The sequence below is a fragment of the Kitasatospora sp. NPDC057738 genome (genome assembly GCF_042798815.1).
Taxonomy (GTDB): Bacteria; Actinomycetota; Actinomycetes; order Streptomycetales; family Streptomycetaceae; genus Kitasatospora; species Kitasatospora lactacystinica.
Window position 1 is genome coordinate 36,572 of the sequence record NZ_JBHVJT010000054.1, and the last position, 19,720, is coordinate 56,291.

The 19,720-nt window shown below is 73.0% G+C and carries 10 protein-coding genes; all 10 read left to right on the forward strand.

Annotated features, from left to right (window positions below; genetic code table 11):
* Positions 1-66: 66 nt before the first annotated feature.
* Positions 67-6,105, forward strand: a complete 6,039-nt coding sequence (locus tag ACFVGO_RS26780) for an acyltransferase domain-containing protein (RefSeq protein WP_380634480.1) — start codon at positions 67-69, stop codon at positions 6,103-6,105.
* A complete protein-coding gene (locus ACFVGO_RS26785) occupies positions 6,102-7,928 on the forward strand; it encodes an amino acid adenylation domain-containing protein (RefSeq protein ID WP_380634482.1) in 1,827 nt (608 codons plus the stop codon). The genes ACFVGO_RS26780 and ACFVGO_RS26785 overlap by 4 nt, the downstream gene beginning before the upstream one ends.
* Positions 7,929-7,965: 37 nt before the next feature.
* Positions 7,966-9,750: a type I polyketide synthase gene (locus ACFVGO_RS26790; RefSeq protein ID WP_359906755.1), complete on the forward strand. Its 1,785-nt coding sequence runs from the start codon at positions 7,966-7,968 to the stop codon at positions 9,748-9,750.
* Entirely contained in the window at positions 9,747-10,988 is a 1,242-nt protein-coding gene (locus ACFVGO_RS26795) for a cytochrome P450 (protein WP_380634485.1), read from the forward strand. Before ACFVGO_RS26790 ends, ACFVGO_RS26795 begins: the two co-directional genes overlap by 4 nt.
* Complete coding sequence (locus tag ACFVGO_RS26800) at positions 10,985-11,182, forward strand: MbtH family protein (protein WP_359906749.1); 198 nt, start codon at positions 10,985-10,987, stop codon at positions 11,180-11,182. The genes ACFVGO_RS26795 and ACFVGO_RS26800 overlap by 4 nt, the downstream gene beginning before the upstream one ends.
* Positions 11,183-11,232: 50 nt before the next feature.
* Positions 11,233-11,928 (forward strand): formyltransferase family protein, encoded by a 696-nt coding sequence (locus ACFVGO_RS26805; RefSeq protein WP_359906746.1) that lies wholly within the window; start codon positions 11,233-11,235, stop codon positions 11,926-11,928.
* Between the two features lie 284 nt (positions 11,929-12,212).
* Positions 12,213-12,635, forward strand: coding sequence for an XRE family transcriptional regulator (locus tag ACFVGO_RS26810; protein WP_380356168.1), 423 nt, complete (start codon positions 12,213-12,215; stop codon positions 12,633-12,635).
* Positions 12,636-12,749: 114 nt separating this feature from the next.
* The gene (locus ACFVGO_RS26815) at positions 12,750-13,265 is read left to right on the forward strand and encodes a ParH-like protein (RefSeq protein WP_359906740.1); all 516 of its coding nucleotides are present in this window, start codon (positions 12,750-12,752) and stop codon (positions 13,263-13,265) included.
* Positions 13,258-14,562, forward strand: coding sequence for an MAB_1171c family putative transporter (locus tag ACFVGO_RS26820; RefSeq protein WP_380634488.1), 1,305 nt, complete (start codon positions 13,258-13,260; stop codon positions 14,560-14,562). Before ACFVGO_RS26815 ends, ACFVGO_RS26820 begins: the two co-directional genes overlap by 8 nt.
* A 581-nt stretch (positions 14,563-15,143) precedes the next feature.
* Complete coding sequence (locus ACFVGO_RS26825) at positions 15,144-19,592, forward strand: LamG-like jellyroll fold domain-containing protein (protein ID WP_380634490.1); 4,449 nt, start codon at positions 15,144-15,146, stop codon at positions 19,590-19,592.
* Positions 19,593-19,720 lie beyond the last annotated feature (128 nt).

Consider the following 19,720-nt stretch of genomic DNA (forward strand, 5'->3'; position numbering starts at 1 on the left):
CCCTTGTGAACGATCGGTTGTGAAGCTCCACCCGCCCATTTCACCAGCCCTGCTGAGGGAGTCGCCATGCCCCAAGAGCGCGCAGCGCGAGACATATCCGCCGTCACGGACTTCCTGCTATCCCGTTTTGCCGAGCTGTTGGACCTGTCCGCGAACTCGGTGGACCGGTGGGCGCCGATGCACCGCTACGGATTGGACTCGCTGAAGTCGGTGAACCTCGCGGCCGCCCTGTCCGAGTTCCTCGGCTGGCAGGTTCCCGCCACCTGGATGTGGCAGTACCCGACCGTCGACGGCCTGGCCCGGGCACTCGTCGAGGGCCCGCGTGCCGCGGAACCCGCCCCGACCACCCGGCGCCGCACGCCCTCGCACGAGCCCGTCGCGGTCGTGGGCATCGGCTGCCGGTTCCCCGGAGGCCCGGACCCGTCCGCGTTCTGGCGGCTGCTGGTCGAGGGCGGCGACGCCGTCGGACCGGTGCCGGGCGCCCGCCGCGAGCTGCTGAACGACCGGGTGCGCTGGGGCGGATTCATCGACGGCATCGACCGCTTCGACCCGCTGTTCTTCGGCATCTCGCCCCGCGAGGCCGTCCAGATGGACCCGCAGCAGCGCCTGATCCTGGAACTGTCCTGGGAGGCGCTGGAGGACGCCGGCATCGCGCCGCACAGCCTGGTCGGCAGTGACACCGGCGTGTTCATGGCCTCCTGTTGGGGCGACTACGCCGCCCTGGCGCACTACCGCGGCCCCGACAGCCAGATCACCCCGCACACCGCGACCGGCATGCACGACGGCATCATCGCCAACCGCGTCTCCTACATCCTCGGCCTGCAGGGCCCCAGCATGGCCATCGACTCCGCCTGCGCGGGCTCGCTGATCTCGGTGCACGTGGGCTGCCAGTCGATCCAGCTGGGCGAGAGCGACCTGGTGCTCGCCGGTGGCGTGAACCTGAGCTTCGTCTCCGACTACTACACCGCCATGGACGCGATGGGCGCGCTCGCCCCGGACGGCCGCTGCAAGTCCTTCGACGCCCGCGCCAACGGCTACGTCCGCGGCGAGGGCGCCGGCGTCGTCGTGCTCGCCCCGCTGAGCGTGGCGCTGGAGCGCGACCTGCCGGTGTACTGCCTGATCAAGGGCAGCTCCTCCAACAACGACGGCCTGAGCAACGGCATGACGGCGCCCAACCCCCAGGCGCAGGAGAAGATGCTCCGCACCGCCTGGCAGCGGGCCGGCATCTCCCCCGACCTCGTGGACTACATCGAGTGCCACGGCTCCGCGACGCCGCTCGGCGACCCGATCGAGGCCAACGCCATCGGCGCCGTCCTGGGCGGCGACCGCCCGCAGCCGCTGCGGCTCGGCTCCGTCAAGTCCAACGTCGGCCACCTGGAGGCGGCCGCCGGGATCGTCGGCCTGGTCAAGCTCGCGATGTCGATGCGCAACGGCGTGCTGCCGCCGAGCCTGCACTACACCGCGCCGAACCCGCAGATCCTGTTCGACGAGTACAACCTCACCGTCCAGGACCGGCTGGAGCCGTGGCCGCGGCACTCCGACGCCCGCCGCGGCGGCGTCAGCTCGTTCGGGTTCGGCGGCTCGATCTGCCACGTCGCCGTCGAGGAACTGCCGCGCCCCGAGGCCTCGCTCCTGCTGCTGGCCGCGGACTCCCGCGAGGCGCTGGCCGAGCGGGCCCGGGCGCTGCGCGACGCGACCGACCTGCGCGCGCTCTGCCGCCGCACGCCCGGCGACGGCCCGTTCCGGCTCGCGGCCACCGCCCGCGACATGGCCGAACTCAGGAGCAGCCTCGACGCCTTCGGCAGCGGCGCGCAGGCCCCCGGACTGAGTGTCGGCGAGCAGACCGGCCGCCGGCCGCGGGTGGCGTTCCTGTTCTCGGGCAACGGCTCGCAGTGGGTCGGCATGGGCCGCCAACTGCTCGCCGGCCAGCCGGTGTTCCGCCGCTCCATGATGAAGTCCGACAAGCGGATGCGGGAGCTGCTCGGCTTCTCGCTCGTCGAACAGCTGCTGGCCCCCGACGGCCGCCTCGACGACATGGACGTCTTCCAGCCGCTGCTGTTCTCCCTGCAGGTCGCGCTGGCCGAGACCTGGCGCTCGCTGGGGGTGGAGCCGGACGTCGTCGTGGGGCAGAGCGTCGGCGAGTTCGCCGCCTCCCACATCGCCGGCGCCCTCGACTTCGACGACGCCTCCCGCCTGGCCGCCCACCACGGCCGGCTCCTCCAGCTGCTGGCCGTGGGCCGCGGCGAGGGCATCGTGGTGATGACCCCCGCGGACGAGGTCCGGCCGCACCTGACCGGCGGGCTCACCCTCTCCGGCTACAACGGCCTCAGCTCCACGCTCGTCACCGGCACTCCGCAGGAGATCGACGACCTCGTCGAGCGGCTGACCGCGGCCGGCGTCACCAACCACCGGGTGCGGATGGGCCACGCCCCGCACTCGGCGCTGGTCGACCACGTCCTCGCCCCGCTGAAGGTCGAGCTCGACGGCATCAGGCCCCGGAGCACCCGCATCCCGATGATCTCGACGGTCACCGGCGAACTCGTCGACGGCGCGGAGCTCGGACCGGACTACTGGGCGGACAACCTGCGCCGGGAGATCCGGGTGGTCGACGCCCTGACGAAGCTGCGCGACCACGACGTCGACGCGGTGATCGAGATCAGCCCGCACCCCCTCCTGCTCAAGTCGGCCTCGGAGATCCTGCCGGCGACCACCCTGCCCTCGCTGCGGCGCGGCGCCGACGAGGCCTCGACCCTGCTCGGCTCGCTCGGCGCCCTGTACGCCGCCGGGCACCCCGTCGCGGCCCACCCCTTCCTGGCCGGCGACCGGGGACGGCACGTCGCGCCGAGCCCGGGCGACGCCGCGGCCGACGGGCAGCTGCACCTGGTGCCCGTCACCGCCCGGACCGCGGGCGCGCTGACCGACACCTGCCGCGAGCTGTCCAACCACGTCGAACGCGACCCCGGCCTGCGGGTCTCCGACCTCGCCTACACCCTCGCCGCCAGGCGCACCCACCACAGCCACCGGATCGCGCTGTTCGCCCGCGACCGGCAGGACGTCCTGGACGGACTCGCCCGGGTCGCCGCCGGGCAGCCGCACCCCGACGTGGTCACCGGCACGGTCTCCGGCAACGCCGACCGGCGGGTGGCACTGGTGTTCTCCGGCGGCGGCACCCAGTGGGTCGGCATGGGCCGCGAACTGCTGCGCTCCCACGCCGGCTTCCGGGCCTCGATGCACGCCTGCGACGCCGCCGTGCGCGCGGCCGGCGGCTTCTCGGTGCTCGACCACCTCGCCGCCCCCGCGGAGGAGGCCCGGTACGAGGAGATGGACTTCCAGCAGCCCGTGCTGTTCGCCCTGCAGGTCTCGCTGGCGAAGGTCTGGCTCGACCTGGGCATCGAGCCGACGGCCGTCGTCGGGCACAGCCTGGGCGAGGTCGCGGCCGCCTGCGTGGCCGGCGCGCTGTCGCTGGAGGACGCCGCCCGGGTCGTGGTCTCGCGCTCGCACCTGCTGGAGCGCAAGGCCGCCGAGGGCGCCATGATCTCGGTCGACCTGCCGGAGGAGGAGCTGCAGCCGCGGCTCGCCCCGTACGCCGAGCACGCCGCCGTCGCCGTGGTCAACAGCCCCACCAGCGCGGCGGTCTCCGGCTCGCCCGAGGCCGTCGACGCCCTGGAGGCCGACCTCCGGCGGGACGGCGTCTCGGTCCGGCGGATCCGGGTCGAACGGCCGGTGCACAGCCCCGGCATGGACCCGCTGATCGAGCCGCTGCGCGAGAGCATCGACGGCATCACCCCGCTGGCGCCCGCCATCCCCTTCCACTCCACGGCGCTGGCCGACACGGTGAACCCGGTCGCCGACGTCGACTACTGGGTGCACAACCTGCGCAACCAGGTCCGGTTCGCCGAGACGATCGGTGCGCTGGTCGACCGGGGCGTCTCCACCTTCATCGAGATCGGCCCGCACGAGACGCTGCGCGGCGCGGTCGAGGAGATCGGACTGTCCCGCGGCGTCCAGGTGCACGCGATCAACTCCCTGCGGCGCGAGGAGAGCGACGTCCGCTGCCTGCTGGGCGCCGCAGCCTCGCTGTACGTCAGGGGCCTGCCGCTGACCTTCGACCCGCTCTTCGCCGACGACGTCGAACTCGTGGAGACCCCGCTCGTCCAGTGGCAGAAGGAGCGCTACTGGATCGACACCGAGCCCCGCGCCGCGGCGGCGCCCGCCCCGGCCGTCGGGACCGCGGCCGTCGCCCCGGCCGCGACGGTGGCCGCCCCGGTCGAGGTGCGGCCGGCGGCGGCCCCGGCCCCGGCGGACCGGCCGGTGCCGGAGGTCGTCCTCGCCGAACTGGCCGACGCGCTGGGCGTGCCGGTGAGCAGGTTCGACGAGAACGCCGGTCTGCGCGACTTCGGCCTCGACTCGATGCTGGCCATCCGCCTCGTCAACAGGATGCAGGCGGTGCTCGGGCACCGGGTGTCGCCGGTGGTGTTCCTGGACGGGCGCTCCATCGCCGAGGTCGTCGGCCACTTCGTCGGGCTCTCCGGCGGACCGGCCGCCCCCGCCCCCGCGGCACAGGCGCCCCAGGCGCCGGCGGCGGCCGCCCGGCCCGTACCGGTCCCCGAGGCCGCGCCGAAGCGGTCCTTCCTGGAGGACCTGTCCGAACTGGACGCCGAGGAGCTGGTGGAGGAGCTGGACGCGCGCGGGCTGCTGGAGGCCACCGACGCGCCGGCGCTGGAGCAGCTGCGCGCCGAAGGCCTCGGTCTCGAAGTGGCGCCGGCCTCGCACGGCCAGGCCTCGCTCTGGTTCATGCAGATGGTCGCGCCGGACGCCGTGCCGTACAACTTCATGGTGACCGCCCGGATCCGGACGGCGGTCGACGAGGAGGCCCTGGAGCACGCCGTCCGGGCCGTGCTGGACCGGCACCCCGCGCTGCGCACCGTCTTCGTGGAGGCGGGCGGCAGCCCGTACCAGGTCGTCCTGGACGAGCCGGTGTACGAGTTCCTCGTGGTGGACACCTCCGACCTGGACGACGAGCAGGCCCGCGAGGAGCTGGCCCAGTACGGGCACGAGCCGCTCGACATGGACAACGGGCCGCTGGTGCGGATCGTCCTCATGCGGCGCGGACCCTCCGACCACTACCTGATGGTGCTCGTCCACCACATCGCGTCGGACGCGGCCTCGGCCGACGTCATGATCCGCGAACTCCAGGAGTACTACGAGGGCGCCGACCCCGCCCGCAGCGCGCCGGTCGCCCCGTACACCGAGTTCGTCGAGTGGGAGCGGCAGTGGCTGGCCGGTCCGGCGGCCGAGGCGGCCCTGGACTGGTGGTCGCGGAAGCTGGCCGACCCGCCCGCCCACCTCGACCTCTCCAGCAAGGAGCGGCCGCCGGGCGTCACCTACGAGGGCCGCGACATCGCGTTCCGCTGGAGCGCCGAGGAGACCCGCCTGCTGCGGGAGTTCGCGGTGCGCGAGGGCGTGTCGGTGAGCACCGTCGTGCTGGCCGGGTTCTTCGCCACGCTCAACCGCGCGGCCGGGACCGAGGACTCGGTGCTGGCCACCGCCATCGCCCAACGGGCCGAGCCCGGCTGGGAGTCCGCCATCGGCTACTACCTCAACACCGTGCTGGTGCGGGCGAACCCCTCCGGCGGGCGGAGCTTCCGCGAGCTGCTGAGCGAGGTCCACGCCTACTCGCTCGGCCTCCTGGAGCACATGAACTACCCGCTCGACCTGCTGGCCTCCCAGCTGAAGCCGCCGCGCGCCGAGGGCCGCTCCCCCTGGTTCGACGTGGTGGTCAACTGGCTGTCCTCGGACGCCTTCCCCCGCTCCGTCAAGCTCTTCCACGGCGTCGGCGAGACCATCGCCCCGGACGGCGCGCTGCCGCTCGAACCGCTCCAGGTGCGCCGGCACCTCGCCAAGTTCGACCTGGAGATCTCGATGGCCGACATCGACGGCAGGGTGGCCGGCCACGTCCAGTTCAAGCCGAGCTACCTGGAGCGGCGGACCGTGACGGCCCTGCTCGCGCTGTACCGCACCGTGCTCTTCGACTCGATCGCCCGACCCGACCAGGCCCTCGGCGACATCGCGCCGACCGGCCTCCCCAAGGAGACGGACAAGTGACGGAAACCCTGCACTCCGAGTTCATCGCCCAGGCGGTCAAGAACCCCGACGCGACCGCGGTCTACTCCGACGCCGGCGTCCTGACCTACGGCGAGCTGAACGAGCGGTCCCGGGTGCTGGCCGAGCGGCTGGTCGCCGACGGCGCGGGCCCCGGCGTCCCGGTCGGCATCTGCGTCGAGCGCACCCCCGACCTGCTCGTCGCCGTCCTGGCGGCCCTGCGCTCCGGATCCTGCTACCTGCCGCTGGACCCGAACTACCCCGCCGACCGGCTGACCTTCATGGTCCAGGACAGCGGGACCCGCCTGCTGCTCACCACGCCCGCGTCCCGGGCCAGTTGCCCGCCCGGGCCGACGGTCGTCGTGCTCGGGGACGGCGTGACCACCGAGGCCGGCGCGAAGCCCGTCGCGGTCGTGCCCGAGGACACCGCGTACGTCATCTACACCTCGGGCTCCACCGGCAGGCCCAAGGGCGTGGCCGTGCGGCACTCCGGCGCCGTGGCGATGCTCGCCGAGATGGACCGGGTCCTGGAGGGCTGCGACCTGAGCGGCGTCTCGGCCGCCAGCTCGATCTGCTTCGACCTGTCCGTGATGGAGATCTTCAACGCGCTGTGCCGCGGCGGCGCCGTGGTGCTCGTCGAGAGCGCCGTGCACCTGCCGGAGAGCCGGTACGTGGACCGGGTCACCCACCTGTCCGTCGTCCCGTCGGTGATGAACGGCCTGCTCGACGCCGGCGCCCTGCCCCCGAACGTGCGCTCGATCGTGTTCGGCGGCGAGGCCCTGCGCCGCAAGCTGGTCGACCGGGCCTACCAGGAGACCGGCGCCACCCGGGTGTTCAACGCCTACGGCCCCACCGAGGGCACCGTCTTCTGCTCGTTCGGGCTGGTGCCCGAGGAGGGGACCGACGAGCCGACCATCGGCCCGCCGACCACCACCGACCTGGTCTACGTGCTCGACGACGAGCTGAAGCCGCTGCCGGTCGGCGAGGCCGGCGAGCTCTACCTCGGCGGCGTCGGCCTCGCCCACGGCTACGTCAACCGGCCGCGCACCACCGCCGAGCGGTTCCTGCCGGACCCGTTCCGCAGCGGCGAGCGCATGTACCGCACCGGGGACGTCGTCAAGTTCACCGAGAGCGGCGAACTCCAGTTCCTCGGCCGCTCCGACCACCAGGTCAAGCTGCGCGGCTACCGGATCGAGCTGGAGGAGGTCGAGGCCCGGCTGACCGCCTGCCCCGAGGTCCGGGAGGCCGCCGCCACCGTCCGGGGCAACCGGCTCGTCGGCTACGTCGTGCCCGCGGGCGACGGCGCGCCGCAGGACGGCCCCCGGCTGGACGCCGCGCTCCAGAGCGCCGTCACCGGCAGGCTCGCCGTCGAACTGCCCGACTACATGGTGCCCGCGACGCTCGTGTTCCTGGACGCCCTCCCGCTGGGCCCGGGCGGGAAGCTCGACCGCAACGCGCTGCCCGAGCCGCCGGCCGCCGACACCGACGGGCCGCTGACCGCCGCCACCACGCCGACCGAGATCGCGCTGTCGGAGATCTGGGGCCAGCTGCTCGACCTCGAACCGTCGACCATCGACGTGCAGTCCGCCTTCTACGACCTCGGCGGCGACTCGCTGCTGCTCGTCCGCCTCGCCCGGCTGATGACCCGGCGCTTCGACCGCCGCGTCCGCGTGCCCGACCTCTTCAGCTTCCGCGACATCGCCTCCCTCGCCCGCTGGCTCGACGACGAGTTCGGCGCCACCCCCGAGGTGGTCCAGTCGGCCCGCCAGCGGGCCGGCACCCGCCGTGCCGCCCTGCGCGGCCGCGGCGGCGCCACCGGCCGCTGAGTCACGCCCCCTACCCGACACGAAGCAGGAGCCTTCCATGACCGACAGCCCCGAGCAGGAGTACGACCCGGGTGACGTGGCCATCATCGGCATGTCCCTGCGGGCACCGGGTGCCCGCACCAAGGAGCAGTTCTGGGACATCCTCGTCAACGGCCGGGAGACCGTGTCCTTCCTGGCCAAGGACGACATCCACGTCGACGAGACCCTGATCCACAGCCCGTTCTACGTACGGGCCTGCGGCGTGCTCGACACGTACGACAAGTTCGACCCGTCGGTGTTCGGCATCAGCGACCGGATGGCGGCCGCGATGACCCCGGAGAACCGGCTGTTCCTGGAGAGCGCCTGGGAGTCGCTGGAGGACGGCGGCTACGACCCGGACCGGCTCAAGGCCGAGATCGGCATGTACGGCGCCAACAACCCGCAGACCGCCGCGCTCTACAGCTCCCCGCCGGACCGGGTGTCGGTCGGCCCCGAGGCGATCGAGGCCAGCCTGGCGTGGTCGCCGGACACCATGACCTCCAACGCGCTGTACTACATGGGCCTCACCGGCGAGGCCGTCACCGTCGCCGCCGTCTGTGCGGGCTTCCACTACTCGGTGCACCTGGCCTGCCAGTCGCTGCTGCTGGGCCAGAGCGACATGGCGATCGCCGGCGGCTCGATGGTCCGCCTGCCGCACCCCCGCGGTCACCTCTGGGAGGAGAACCGCATCCTGTCGAAGGACGGCCACTGCCGCCCGTTCGACGCCAACGGCACCGGCACCGCGCTGTCCAGCGGCGTGGTCACCGTGCTGCTGAAGCCGCTCGGCCAGGCCGTCGCCGACCGCGACCACGTCTACGCCGTGGTCCGGGGCTCGGCCGTCAACAACAACGGCGTCAGCGCGATGGCGTACGGCCTGGCCCAGCCCGAGCGGCTGAGCGCCTGCATCGCCGCCGCCATGGAGGTCGGCGGCGTCACCCCGGACACCGTGTCCATGTACGAGGCCAACGGCCTCGGCCTGCCGATGACCGACGAGCTCGAAGTGCACGCGGCGACCATGGCGTTCGGGAAGCAGACCGCGACCACCTCGATCGGCGGGGTCAAGGGCAACGTGGGCCACGGCGGCGTGGTGTCGGGCGGCTTCGGCGCGATCAAGGCCGCGCTGGCGCTGTACCACAAGACGCTCCCGGCGACGATCAACCTGACGGAGGTCAACCAGGACCTCGACTTCCCCAGCACCCCCTTCGTGCCGCAGATCGAGGGCGCGGCCTGGGAGCCGGAGGCCGGCATCCGCCGCGCGGGCATCACCTCGATCGGCGGCGGCGGCTACAACGCCCACCTGCTGCTGGAGGAGGCGCCGGCGCCCGCCGAGCGCGCCCCCGAGGAGGAGGGCCGGCCGCGGCTGGCCACCCTGTCCGCCCTGGACGACGACGCGCTGGGCCGCCAGCGCACCCGCCTCAAGGAGTGGCTGGAGGCGAACCCCGGCCTGCGCCTGGACGACGTCTGCTTCACCCTCAACCTCGGCCGCAAGGTGATGGCCCGCCGGTGGGCGGCCGTGGTCCGCAGCCGCGAGGAGCTGATCGCGGCGCTGTCCGACGACGCCGCCCGCGGCGCGGCCACCACGACCGCCGCCGCCCCGCGGACCGACCCGGGCGCCTTCTCGCGCAACGACAGCGGGATCGTCCCGGCCGGCCGGGACCACGAGGCGCTGTCCGACCTGGCCGCCGCCTGGGTGACCGGCCAGCAGGTGGACTTCGACGCCCTGCACCTCGGGGAGGCCGGCCGCCGCGTGCCGCTGCCCACCTACCCGTTCCAGCCCCGCCGGTTCTGGCGTACGGACTGGTGACCATGAGCACACCGGCACTGGACACCTTGGACCTGGGAGACCCGGCCACCTTCGCGGACCACGACCTCGTCGGGTTCTGGCGCACCCTGCGGGACACCGCACCGATGCACTGGAACCCGCCGGTCGGCGGCCGTCGGGGGTTCTGGGTGCTCTCCCGCTACGACGACATCATGGCCACCTACCGGGACAACGTGAACTTCACGTCCCAGCGCGGCAACGTGCTCGTCACCCTCCTGGAGGGCGGCGACGCCGGGGCCGGCCGGATGCTGGCCGTCACCGACGGACCCCGGCACCTGGAGCTGCGCAAGATCCTCCAGCGGGTGCTCTCGCCGAGGGTGCTCGACGAGGTCGCGCAGACCGTCCGGGTCAACACCCGGCAGTGGATCCGCGAGGCGGTCGAGTCCGGCGGCTGCGACTTCGCGGAGCAGATCGCCAGCCGGATCCCGATGACCACGATCTCGAACCTGCTCGGCGTGCCCGAGCGGGACCGGGACTACCTGCTCTCCCTGACCAAGACCGCGCTCTCGGCGGACGACGAGGACGTCGACGAGGTCGACTCCGAGATGGCCCGCAACGAGATCCTGATGTACTTCATGGACATCGTCGAGGAGCGGCGCGAGTCACCGGGCGAGGACGTCATCAGCATGCTGATCGGCAGCGCCATCGACGGGGTGCCGCTGACCGACGAGGACGTCGTGCTGAACTGCTACAGCCTGATCATCGGGGGCGACGAGACCAGCCGGCTGACGATGATCGACTGCGTCCGCACCCTCGCGGCCCAGCCCGAGCAGTGGCGGCGGCTCAAGCAGGGCGAGGTCGCCGTCGAGACCGCCGTGGACGAGGTGCTGCGCTGGGCCTCGCCCACCATGCACTTCGGGCGCAGCGTCGAGCGGGAGACCGAACTGCACGGCGTGCGGCTGCGGCAGGGCGACATCGTCACCCTGTGGCACGCCTCCGGCAACCGCGACGAGCGGGTCTTCGCGCGGCCCGAGGAGTTCGACCTCGGCCGCACCCCCAACAAGCACCTGGCCTTCGGCTACGGCCCGCACTTCTGCGTCGGCTCGTACCTGGCCAAGGTGGAGATCGCCGAACTGCTCAAGGCCCTGCGGGACTTTTCCGTCGGCTTCGAGCAGACCGACGAGGCGCTGCCCATCCGGTCCAACTTCCTGACCGGGTTCTCCACCATGCCGGTGCGCTTCGATCCCGATCACTCCGGACTGAAAGAGGTCGACCGATGAGCGGCAACCCCTTCGACGGCGGGGAGGGCGACTGGCTGGTCGTCGTGAACGCCGACGAGCAGTACGCGCTGTGGCGGCCGCACCTGGCCGTCCCGGACGGCTGGCGGATCGTCCACTCCTGCCCGGACCGTGAGGGTGCCCTCGACTACGTCGAGCAGCACTTCACCACCGCGGTGGGAACGCCGGCGGCCTGACGGCGACCCGACGGCGACCACCACCCGAACCAGCGACCGCAGGAGTGCGGATGAACATCTACATGTCAGGACAAGGGGCGTTCGCGGTTCAGGTCGCGGAAGCCCTCCTGGACAACGGTCACAAGATCGTCGGCGCGGCCGCGCCCCGGCTGCGCAAGGGCAAGTCCGACGAGAGCGACGCGATGGCCTGGGACCGCCTGCGCGCCTGGGCGTTCCCCCGGGACATCCCCTGGACGGACTCGGCCGAACTGCGCGCGATGCACATCCCGGACGGGGTGGACATCATCGTCGCCGCGCACTCGCACGCCTTCCTCGGCCGCAACACGCGCGCCAGGGCCACCGTCGCCACCATCGGGTACCACCCCAGCCTGCTGCCGCTGCACCGCGGCCGGGACGCGATCCGATGGACCATCCGCGACGGCGACAAGGTGACGGGCGGGAGCGTCTACCACCTCACCGAGCGCACCGACGGCGGCCCGCTCGCCGCCCAGGAGCACCTGTTCGTGCCCCCGGGCTCGACCGCGCAGAGCCTGTGGCGCGACCACCTGGCTCCGCTGGGCGTGCGACTGCTGCTGAAGGTGGTCGCCGACCTCGCCGCGGACCGGCGGATCGAGGTCCCGCAGGACGAGAAGCTGGCGACCTGGGAACCCGCGATGGACACCCAGCCGCTGTTCAAGCCGGAACTGATCGCCCTGCCCGGCAACACCCGGGTCGACAGCAACAAGTGGGCGCTGCACGAGGGGTGACAACCGCGTACCGGCCCGACGACCGAACGGTGTCGATCCGGTCGACTCGGCAGGTGTCCCCGGGTGTTCGGCACTCCGGGGGCACCTGCCGCGGCGTCTTCCACCGCTGCCGCCGTCCCGCGCGCGACACCCCCTCCCGCCCGCGATGGGGCCGGGAAACGGCACGGCCCGACACCGGCGCCGTGCCCGAAGCTACGATGGTTCCCCGGCGGCCGACCCCGTGCACCAGCGCCGCCCGAACCGGCAGTGGTGGCGCAGGAGGCCAGGTGGCGCAGGAGGCGGAGATGGCGGGAGCCGGGGCGAGTTCGCTCGCCGAGAAGATCGAGACGCTGTTCCGCACGGTCCGGCGCCCCAACCGGGAGCAGTACAGCAACGAGGACGTGGCGCGCGCCTGCCGCGAGGCCACCGGCGAGACCTTCTCGGCCACCTACCTGTGGCAGCTGCGCACCGGCAGGCGCGACAACCCGACCAAACGTCACCTGGAAGCCCTGGCACGGTTCTTCCAGGTCTCGCCCGCCTACTTCTTCGACGACCGGTCCGAGGAGATCCTCGCCGAACTCGCCCTCCTGGAGGCGCTGCGGGACGCCGGCGTCCGGAACATGGCACTGCGGGCGGTGGAACTCTCGCCCGAAGCCCTGGACACGGTCTCCGATGTGATCGAGACTATCGCTCGCCGGGAGGCTGCCAGGGGCAAACCCTCCCGGTGAGCACGACGCGGTGCCACCGGGAGGCACCCCGCGACGCGACGGCCGACCGGCCACGCCGGCCCCGGCGGACAGGTGAGGCGCGCATTGCGGTGGATCCGACGGCACGGCGGACTGATGCGGCGCTGCCGCGCGATCAGCGACTCGCTCGAACTCCCCGACCCGTTCGACGCCGCCGAGCTCGTCGCCCGACTCGCCCGCGACCGCGGCCGGCCCATCGACCTGATCGCCGTACCCGCACGGCCCGGGGCGCCGTGCGGACTGCTGGTGACGACCGGTCAGGCCGACTACATCGTCTACGCCGAGGACACCAGCGAGGTGCACCGCCAGCACATCCTGGTGCACGAGTACGCCCACCTCCTGCTGGGCCACACCGACGGCACCCCGGCCGACCCGGGACTCACCCGCGGCCTGCTGCCGCACCTGTCCCCGGCACTGATCGGGAAGGTCCTGGGACGCACCGTCTACCTCGAACCGCAGGAGCAGGAGGCGGAATTGCTCGCCTCGCTGATCCTCAAGCGCGCCCTGCTGCCCGGCGGCCGGCCGTCCGGCGCGGAGCCCCGCGACGCCGAGTGGGCGCACCGGCTCTCCCCCCTGCTGGGCACCCGCCGCCCGACCGGCCCGCATGACTGACCCCGTCCTCGCCCTCGCCGCGGCCTTCCTGCTCGGCCTGGGCACCTACCGCTTCCTCGCGGGCCGGCGCCGCGGCCGCTCGCCGGCCCTGCTCTTCACCTGCTGCTTCGCCTGGTGCTTCGGCGCCTTCCTGGCGCTGACGGCCGCCCGGGCCGGGGTGGACATCGACCACGGAACCGGCCTGGCGGGCCTGACCGGCATGCTCACCGACCACCTCCGGACGGGCTCCGCCGGATTCCTCGCACTGACCGCCGTCGCGCTGCGCCGCCCCGAGGCCGACGCCCGCGCGCTGCGCCGCCGCTGCGTCGGCACCGCCCTCGCGGTCCTCGCCGCGACCGTCCTGTTCCTGCTCGCCCGGCCCCGGGAGGAGGGCGGCCAACTGGTGGCCACCGGCGCCCTCGGCCCCGTGGCGCTGGCCGGCTACGACCTGGTCATCACCGGCTACGTGGCCGGCTGCCTGGTCACCCTGCTGCGCCGGACGACCCACTGGACCCGCCGGGCCGACGACACGGCCCTGCGCACGGCCCTCGGCCTGGTCACCCTCACCACCGCCGCCGGCCTGCTCTGGGCCGCCTGGGGCCTCGACGACGTCCTCGGCGCCCTGCGCACGGGCCGTCAACTGACCACCGAGGACCCCGTCTCGCTGGCGCTCGGACGCGTCTGCGCGGTCCCGCTGCTGGCCGGCGCCACCACGCTGCTGTGGGCGCGCGCCGGGCGCGCCGCCCGGCGGTGGCGGGCCGCGTACCGCGGCTACCGGTCGCTCGGGCCGCTGTGGCGGGCCCTGCACGCGGCCTTCCCGCAGATCGCCCTCACCACGGGCCGGATCACCAGCGGCCGGATCGCCACGGGCCGGATCACCGCCGGCCGGATGCCTCCCGCCGACGCCGAACTCGCCCTCTACCGACGGGTCATCGAGATCCGGGACGGGCTGCTGATCCTGCGCCGCTACCGCACGGCCGAGGACTCCCCCTCCCCCGACGGCAGCCCCGGTGAGGCCCCTTCCACCGGTGTCCCCTCCACCGACGCCGCCGCCGTCGAAGCCGCCGGCACCGACGCCGCCGCGCGGGCCGAGGCCGTCCGGATCGCCGCCGCCCTGCGCCGCGCCCGCACCCGGGCTCCCGACGGCCCCCTCCGCAGCGGCCCGCCGCCGGCCGAACCGCGCCTGCCGCACGCCGGCGGCATGGAGGCCGAGACCCGCTGGCTGGGGCAGGTCGCCCGGGCGCTGCGGACCCTGCCGCCGCTGCCGGCCGGCCCGGCGGCGGACCGGAGCCCGGACGCGGCGCCTTCCGCTCCTTAATCGGCTTTTCCCGGAACCCGATTCGGCATTTCCGATTCACCGACCTGACGACAACTTGACCACAGCAAGGCCGAGTTATTCCGCCGAAGAAATCTGACGAACAGCCAGGCGGAAAGAGCGGAAATGTCCCGAGGACCGCTCCCCCTCGGTCGCGACGCGCCCGGGAACCGTCCGCCCCCGTACCGGCGTCCCGTTTCCGGGGCACGTCGGTGACCGTCCGTGGCCCCCACTGCCGCCCGGACCGCGCCGCCCGCATCCGCGACACCCCGGGTGACCAGCACCGACAACCAGGGGATGGGATGCCCGCCACTCGCCGCGGCGCCGCCTCGAAGCTGTCGGTCACCGTTCGCCGCCGCCACCCGGAGGCCGGATCACTCCGCGACAGCGCTCCGGGCATGTGACTTCCGCCACAGCACATCAAGTGGTTTGTCCGGTTTTACCTGCGCTGCTCCCCTTCTGACGGCGCATCGACACGGGCATGCGTCCGCGCGGTTTTCTCATGAACCTTTGACACCTGATTAAGCGTCCATAAAGATCCGCTCAAACTTCGCCCACATATCGGAAGTCGGAGCTTACGCACAGTGAGAACAGCAGCAAGACGGTCGGGCAGTCTGCTCGCCGCGGCACTCGCCGCGGTCGCCCTGACCGCGACCGCGGTGGGGCCGGCCGCCGCCGCGACCGGCGGAACGCCACCGCCCGGCCTGACGGGCTCCCAGGACACCGCCGAGAGCATGGCCGTCAAGGAGGCCGCCCGCAGCGGCAAGCCGGTCGAGGTACTCGCCAAGCGCAGCGAGACCAGTGACACCGTCGCCCAGCCCGACGGCAAGCTGAAGACCACCACCTACGTCCAGCCCAAGCGGGTGCGCAAGAACGGCGCCTGGGTGGAGCTCGACCCGACGCTGCAGGCGCTGCCCGGCGGCGCCGTCGCCCCCAAGGGGTCCACCGCCGACCTGCGGTTCTCCGGCGGCGGCAGCGAACCGCTGGTCACGATGGCCCGGGCCGGCAAGGAGCTGAAGCTCAGCTGGCCGAAGCCGCTGCCCAAGCCGAAGGTCAACGGCGCGACCGCCGAGTACGCGTCGATCCTGCCGGACGTGGACCTGCGGCTGTCCGCCACCAGGACCGGGTTCACCCAGGTCATCGTGGTGCACACCGCCGAGGCCGCCAAGAACCCCGAGCTGGACCAGCTCCGGCTCGGCCTGCAGGGCACCGGCCTGACGGTCAGCCAGGAGGCGGACGGCACCCTCAAGGCGAAGGACCCGTCCGGCGGCGGCACCGTCTTCGAGGCGCCCGTCCCGGTGATGTGGGACTCCTCCAAGCCGGCCGCCGTCACGCCGGACGCCCCGGCGACCGCCACGCCGAACGCCCCGGCCGCCGCCGCACCGGACGCCCCGGCGAACGCTCCGGCCGCCGCCCCGAAGACGTTCAAGGCCGCCCCGCAGGCGGCACCGCAGGCCGAGGCCCCCGCCGCGGCCCCCGCCCCGGGCGCCCCCGCGGCCGGTCCGGGCGACCTCGCCGCCGCCGGCTACGGCGACCTGCCCGGCGAGGGCGCCAAGATGACCCGGCTCAAGGTCGACCTGCCCAAGGACGGCCTGGTCCTGTCGCCCGACCAGGGCATGCTGGACGCCGCGGACACCGTCTACCCGGTGATGATCGACCCGGCGTGGAACACCCCGCACGCCGGTGACTGGGCGGGCGTCTCGCGCAGCTACCCGAACCAGGCGTACTGGCACTTCACGTACAACAGCAGCTACGTCCACGACTGGGGCGTCGGCTACTGCGGCGACACCTCGCGGTGCGCGCCGACCGACGTGAAGCGGGCCTTCTTCCAGGTCTCCAACCCGTTCGTGGGCAAGCAGATCCTCAGCGCCACCTTCGGCACCTACGAGAGCTGGTCGTACTCCTGCGACGCCCGGCCCGTCGAGCTGTGGAACACCGGCTACATCTCCCCCGGCCTGAACTGGAACAGCCAGAACGCCTCCGGGTTCTGGGGCCGCTACCTGCAGACCATCAACACCGCGAAGGGCTGGAGCGGCAGCTGCCCCGGCGGCTGGCTGGAGTACGGCCAGGACGGCGCGGTGCGCAACCTGGTCCAGGACGCCGCCAACTGGGGCTGGCCGACCATCAGTTTCGGCCTGAAGGCCCAGAACGAGGGCGACACCCTCGCCTGGAAGCGCTTCACCGACGACGCCTACCTGTCGGTGTACTACAACCTGCGGCCCAACCAGATCCCGATGTCCGACATGACGATGTCGCCGGGCTCGGTCTGCCAGTACCCGGGCATCAAGATCAACAAGATGCCGCAGGTCACCACCCGGGCGAGCGACCCGGACGGCGAGGCCATCGGCGTGCAGTTCGCGGTCGGCTGGGACGACGGCAGCGGCCTGCGCCGCCGCTGGTGGTCCACCGGCTCGGAGGACGCAGCACCGGGGTGGGACACCTTCAAGGCCTCCGGCTCGATGTTCTCCTGGCCGCTGCCCACCGGCCTGCCGCAGAACCTCCAGCTCGACTGGGAGGCCCGCGCCTGGGACGGCGCGCAGTGGGGGCCGTGGTCCTCCGACGGTGACCCGACCGGCTGCTACTTCATCGTCGACACCTCCGCACCGGACGGCCCGGCGATCACCTCGGAGGCCTACCCGGGCTCCAAGGACGCCACCGCCGCGCTCCCCTGGACCGACGGCGTCGGCAGGAACGGCTACTTCACCCTGAAGTCGGCCGCGACCGACGTGGTCAAGTACCAGTGGGGCCTGGACACCTCGCCGTCCGCGGCGAACGAGATCGCCACCGGCGGCGGCGCCGGACAGACCGTCCGCGTCCAGCCGCAGACCGCCGGCGTGCACTTCCTCTCCGCCCGGGCCGTCGACGGCGCGGGCAACGCCTCGCAGCCCGAGACGTACTACTTCAACGTGCTCTCCGGGCAGCCGCAGCGCACCGGCTGGTCGATGGACGACGCCGCCGGCGGCACCTCCGTCGCCGGAACCGGCGGCAGCTTCGAGGCCACCCTCGGCTCCGGCGCCACCCCCGGGACGCCCGGCCACCTCAAGGAGGCCCTCACCCTGGACGGCACCGCCAACGGCTACGCCGAGGCATCGTCGGCCGTGCTGGACACCTCCCGCAGCTTCACCGTGTCCTCCTGGGTCCGGTTCAACGGCGGCGACTGGAACCGCGCGGCGGTCAGCCAGAGCGGCCCGGACTACTACGCCTTCCAGCTCGGCATCGAGAACGTCGCCGGTGTCTCCAAATGGGGCTTCAAGGTCCAGACCGCGGCCGGCAACCAGGACGCGACCACGGTCTCCGTGCAGTCCGCCGATCCCGCGACGACCGGGGTTTGGACCCACCTGACCGGCGTGTGGAACATGGACACGCGCACCATCCAGCTGTACGTCAACGGCACCCTCGCCAAGTCGGCCACCGCGAACGCGGTCTGGGACGGACACGGCCCGCTGGAGATCGGCCGCAACCGCTGGAAGGGCCAATGGGTCGGCAACTGGCCCGGCTCGATCGACGAGGTCAGGGTCTGGGACCGCTCCCTCAGCACGGCCGAGGTCTCCGACGTGGCCGCCGACAAGCAGCTCGCCACCGGTCGCCCCGCCAAGGCGGTCTGGCACCTGAACGGCAGCGACGCCAAGCCGGCCGGCACCGCCGAGACCGACAACCTGACCGCCTACAACGGCGTCGCACTCGGCCGCCCCGGCATCGCCGACAAGGCGATCCACCTGGACGGCGTCGACGACTACCTGCGCGGCACCCGCCCGCAGGTCGACGGCAGCCGGGACTTCTCGGTCTCCGCGTGGGTCAAGCTGCCCGCGCCGACCCCCGGTGACACCACCGCGAAGATCGCCGTCACCCAGATCGGCCAGCACAACAGCGAGTTCTCGCTGTACTACTCCACCTACTGGAAGCGCTGGATCTTCGGCCGCTACAAGGAGGACACCTCCGCCGACACCCTGGTCCGCACCTGGCAGCCCGACTGCACCCCGGGCACCCAGATCAACGGCGCGCCCTGCTTCGCCGGCACCACCGGCGAGTGGACCCACCTGCTGGGCGTCTCCGACACCGCCGCCAAGAAGCTGCGCTTCTACATCAACGGCTTCCTGGTCGGCGAGTCCGACTACACCCAGAACGCGCCGTGGGCCAACCCCGGCCCGCTGCAGATCGGTGCCGTCAACCGCGAGGGCGCCAACGGCGAGTTCTTCGGCGGCGACATCGACGACGTGCGCCTCTACGACCGCGTCGTCACCGGCCCCGAGGCCGGCGCGATGGTCCAGCAGCGCCCGCAGCTGGCCGGCCGCTGGAAGCTCTCCTCCGCCACCGGCACCCCGGCCGTCACCCCGGACGAGGGCCCGGCCAAGGCCGGCGCCCAGCTCGGCGGCGGCGCCTCGATCAAGGCCGACGGCGGCGTGCTGCCCGCCCCCGGCACCCTGCTGCTGGACGGCTCCACCGGCTACGCGGCCACCGGCTCCGTCCCGCTGCACACCGGCCAGAGCTTCACCCTGGCCGGCTGGGCGAACACCGCGGGCGTCCCGACCCGGGACATGACGGTGCTGTCTGTCGCCGGCGCCAACAACAGCGCGGTCACCCTGCGCTGGCACGCCCTGGGCAAGGACGCCAACGGCCAGCCCACCGGCCAGTGGCAGGCCGAGGTGCGCGACTCCGACGCCACCGGCGCGGTCCGCACCCTGACCGCCCACACCCCGGCCACCTCCGTCCTGGAGAACTGGACGCACCTGGCGGTCAGTTACGACGCCTTCGCGGACCGGCTCGCCCTGTACGTCGGCGGCCAGATCGAGAACCAGGGCTGCCCGGACGGTTCGACCGGCTGCACCCCGCACATCTCCTGGACCGGCGCCCCGCAGCCCTACGAGGCGACGGGCGGCGTGCAGTTCGGCCGCAACCGGGCGGCCGGCGCGTGGGGCGAGTACTTCTCCGGTGAGCTGGACGACGTCTGGCTGTACCAGGGCGTACTGAGCCCCGCGCAGATCACCAAGCTCGCCGACTACAACGTCGAGCTGAACACCTCCACCGGGGTCTGATTCCCCCCTCCGTTTCGCGGGGCGGGGGGGGTTCTTTCCCCCCCCCCCCGGGCTTTCCCCCCCCCCTTTTTCCCCCCGAGGTTTTCCCCCCCCCGAACAGAAAAGGGCGGTGGCCGCGTACACCCCCC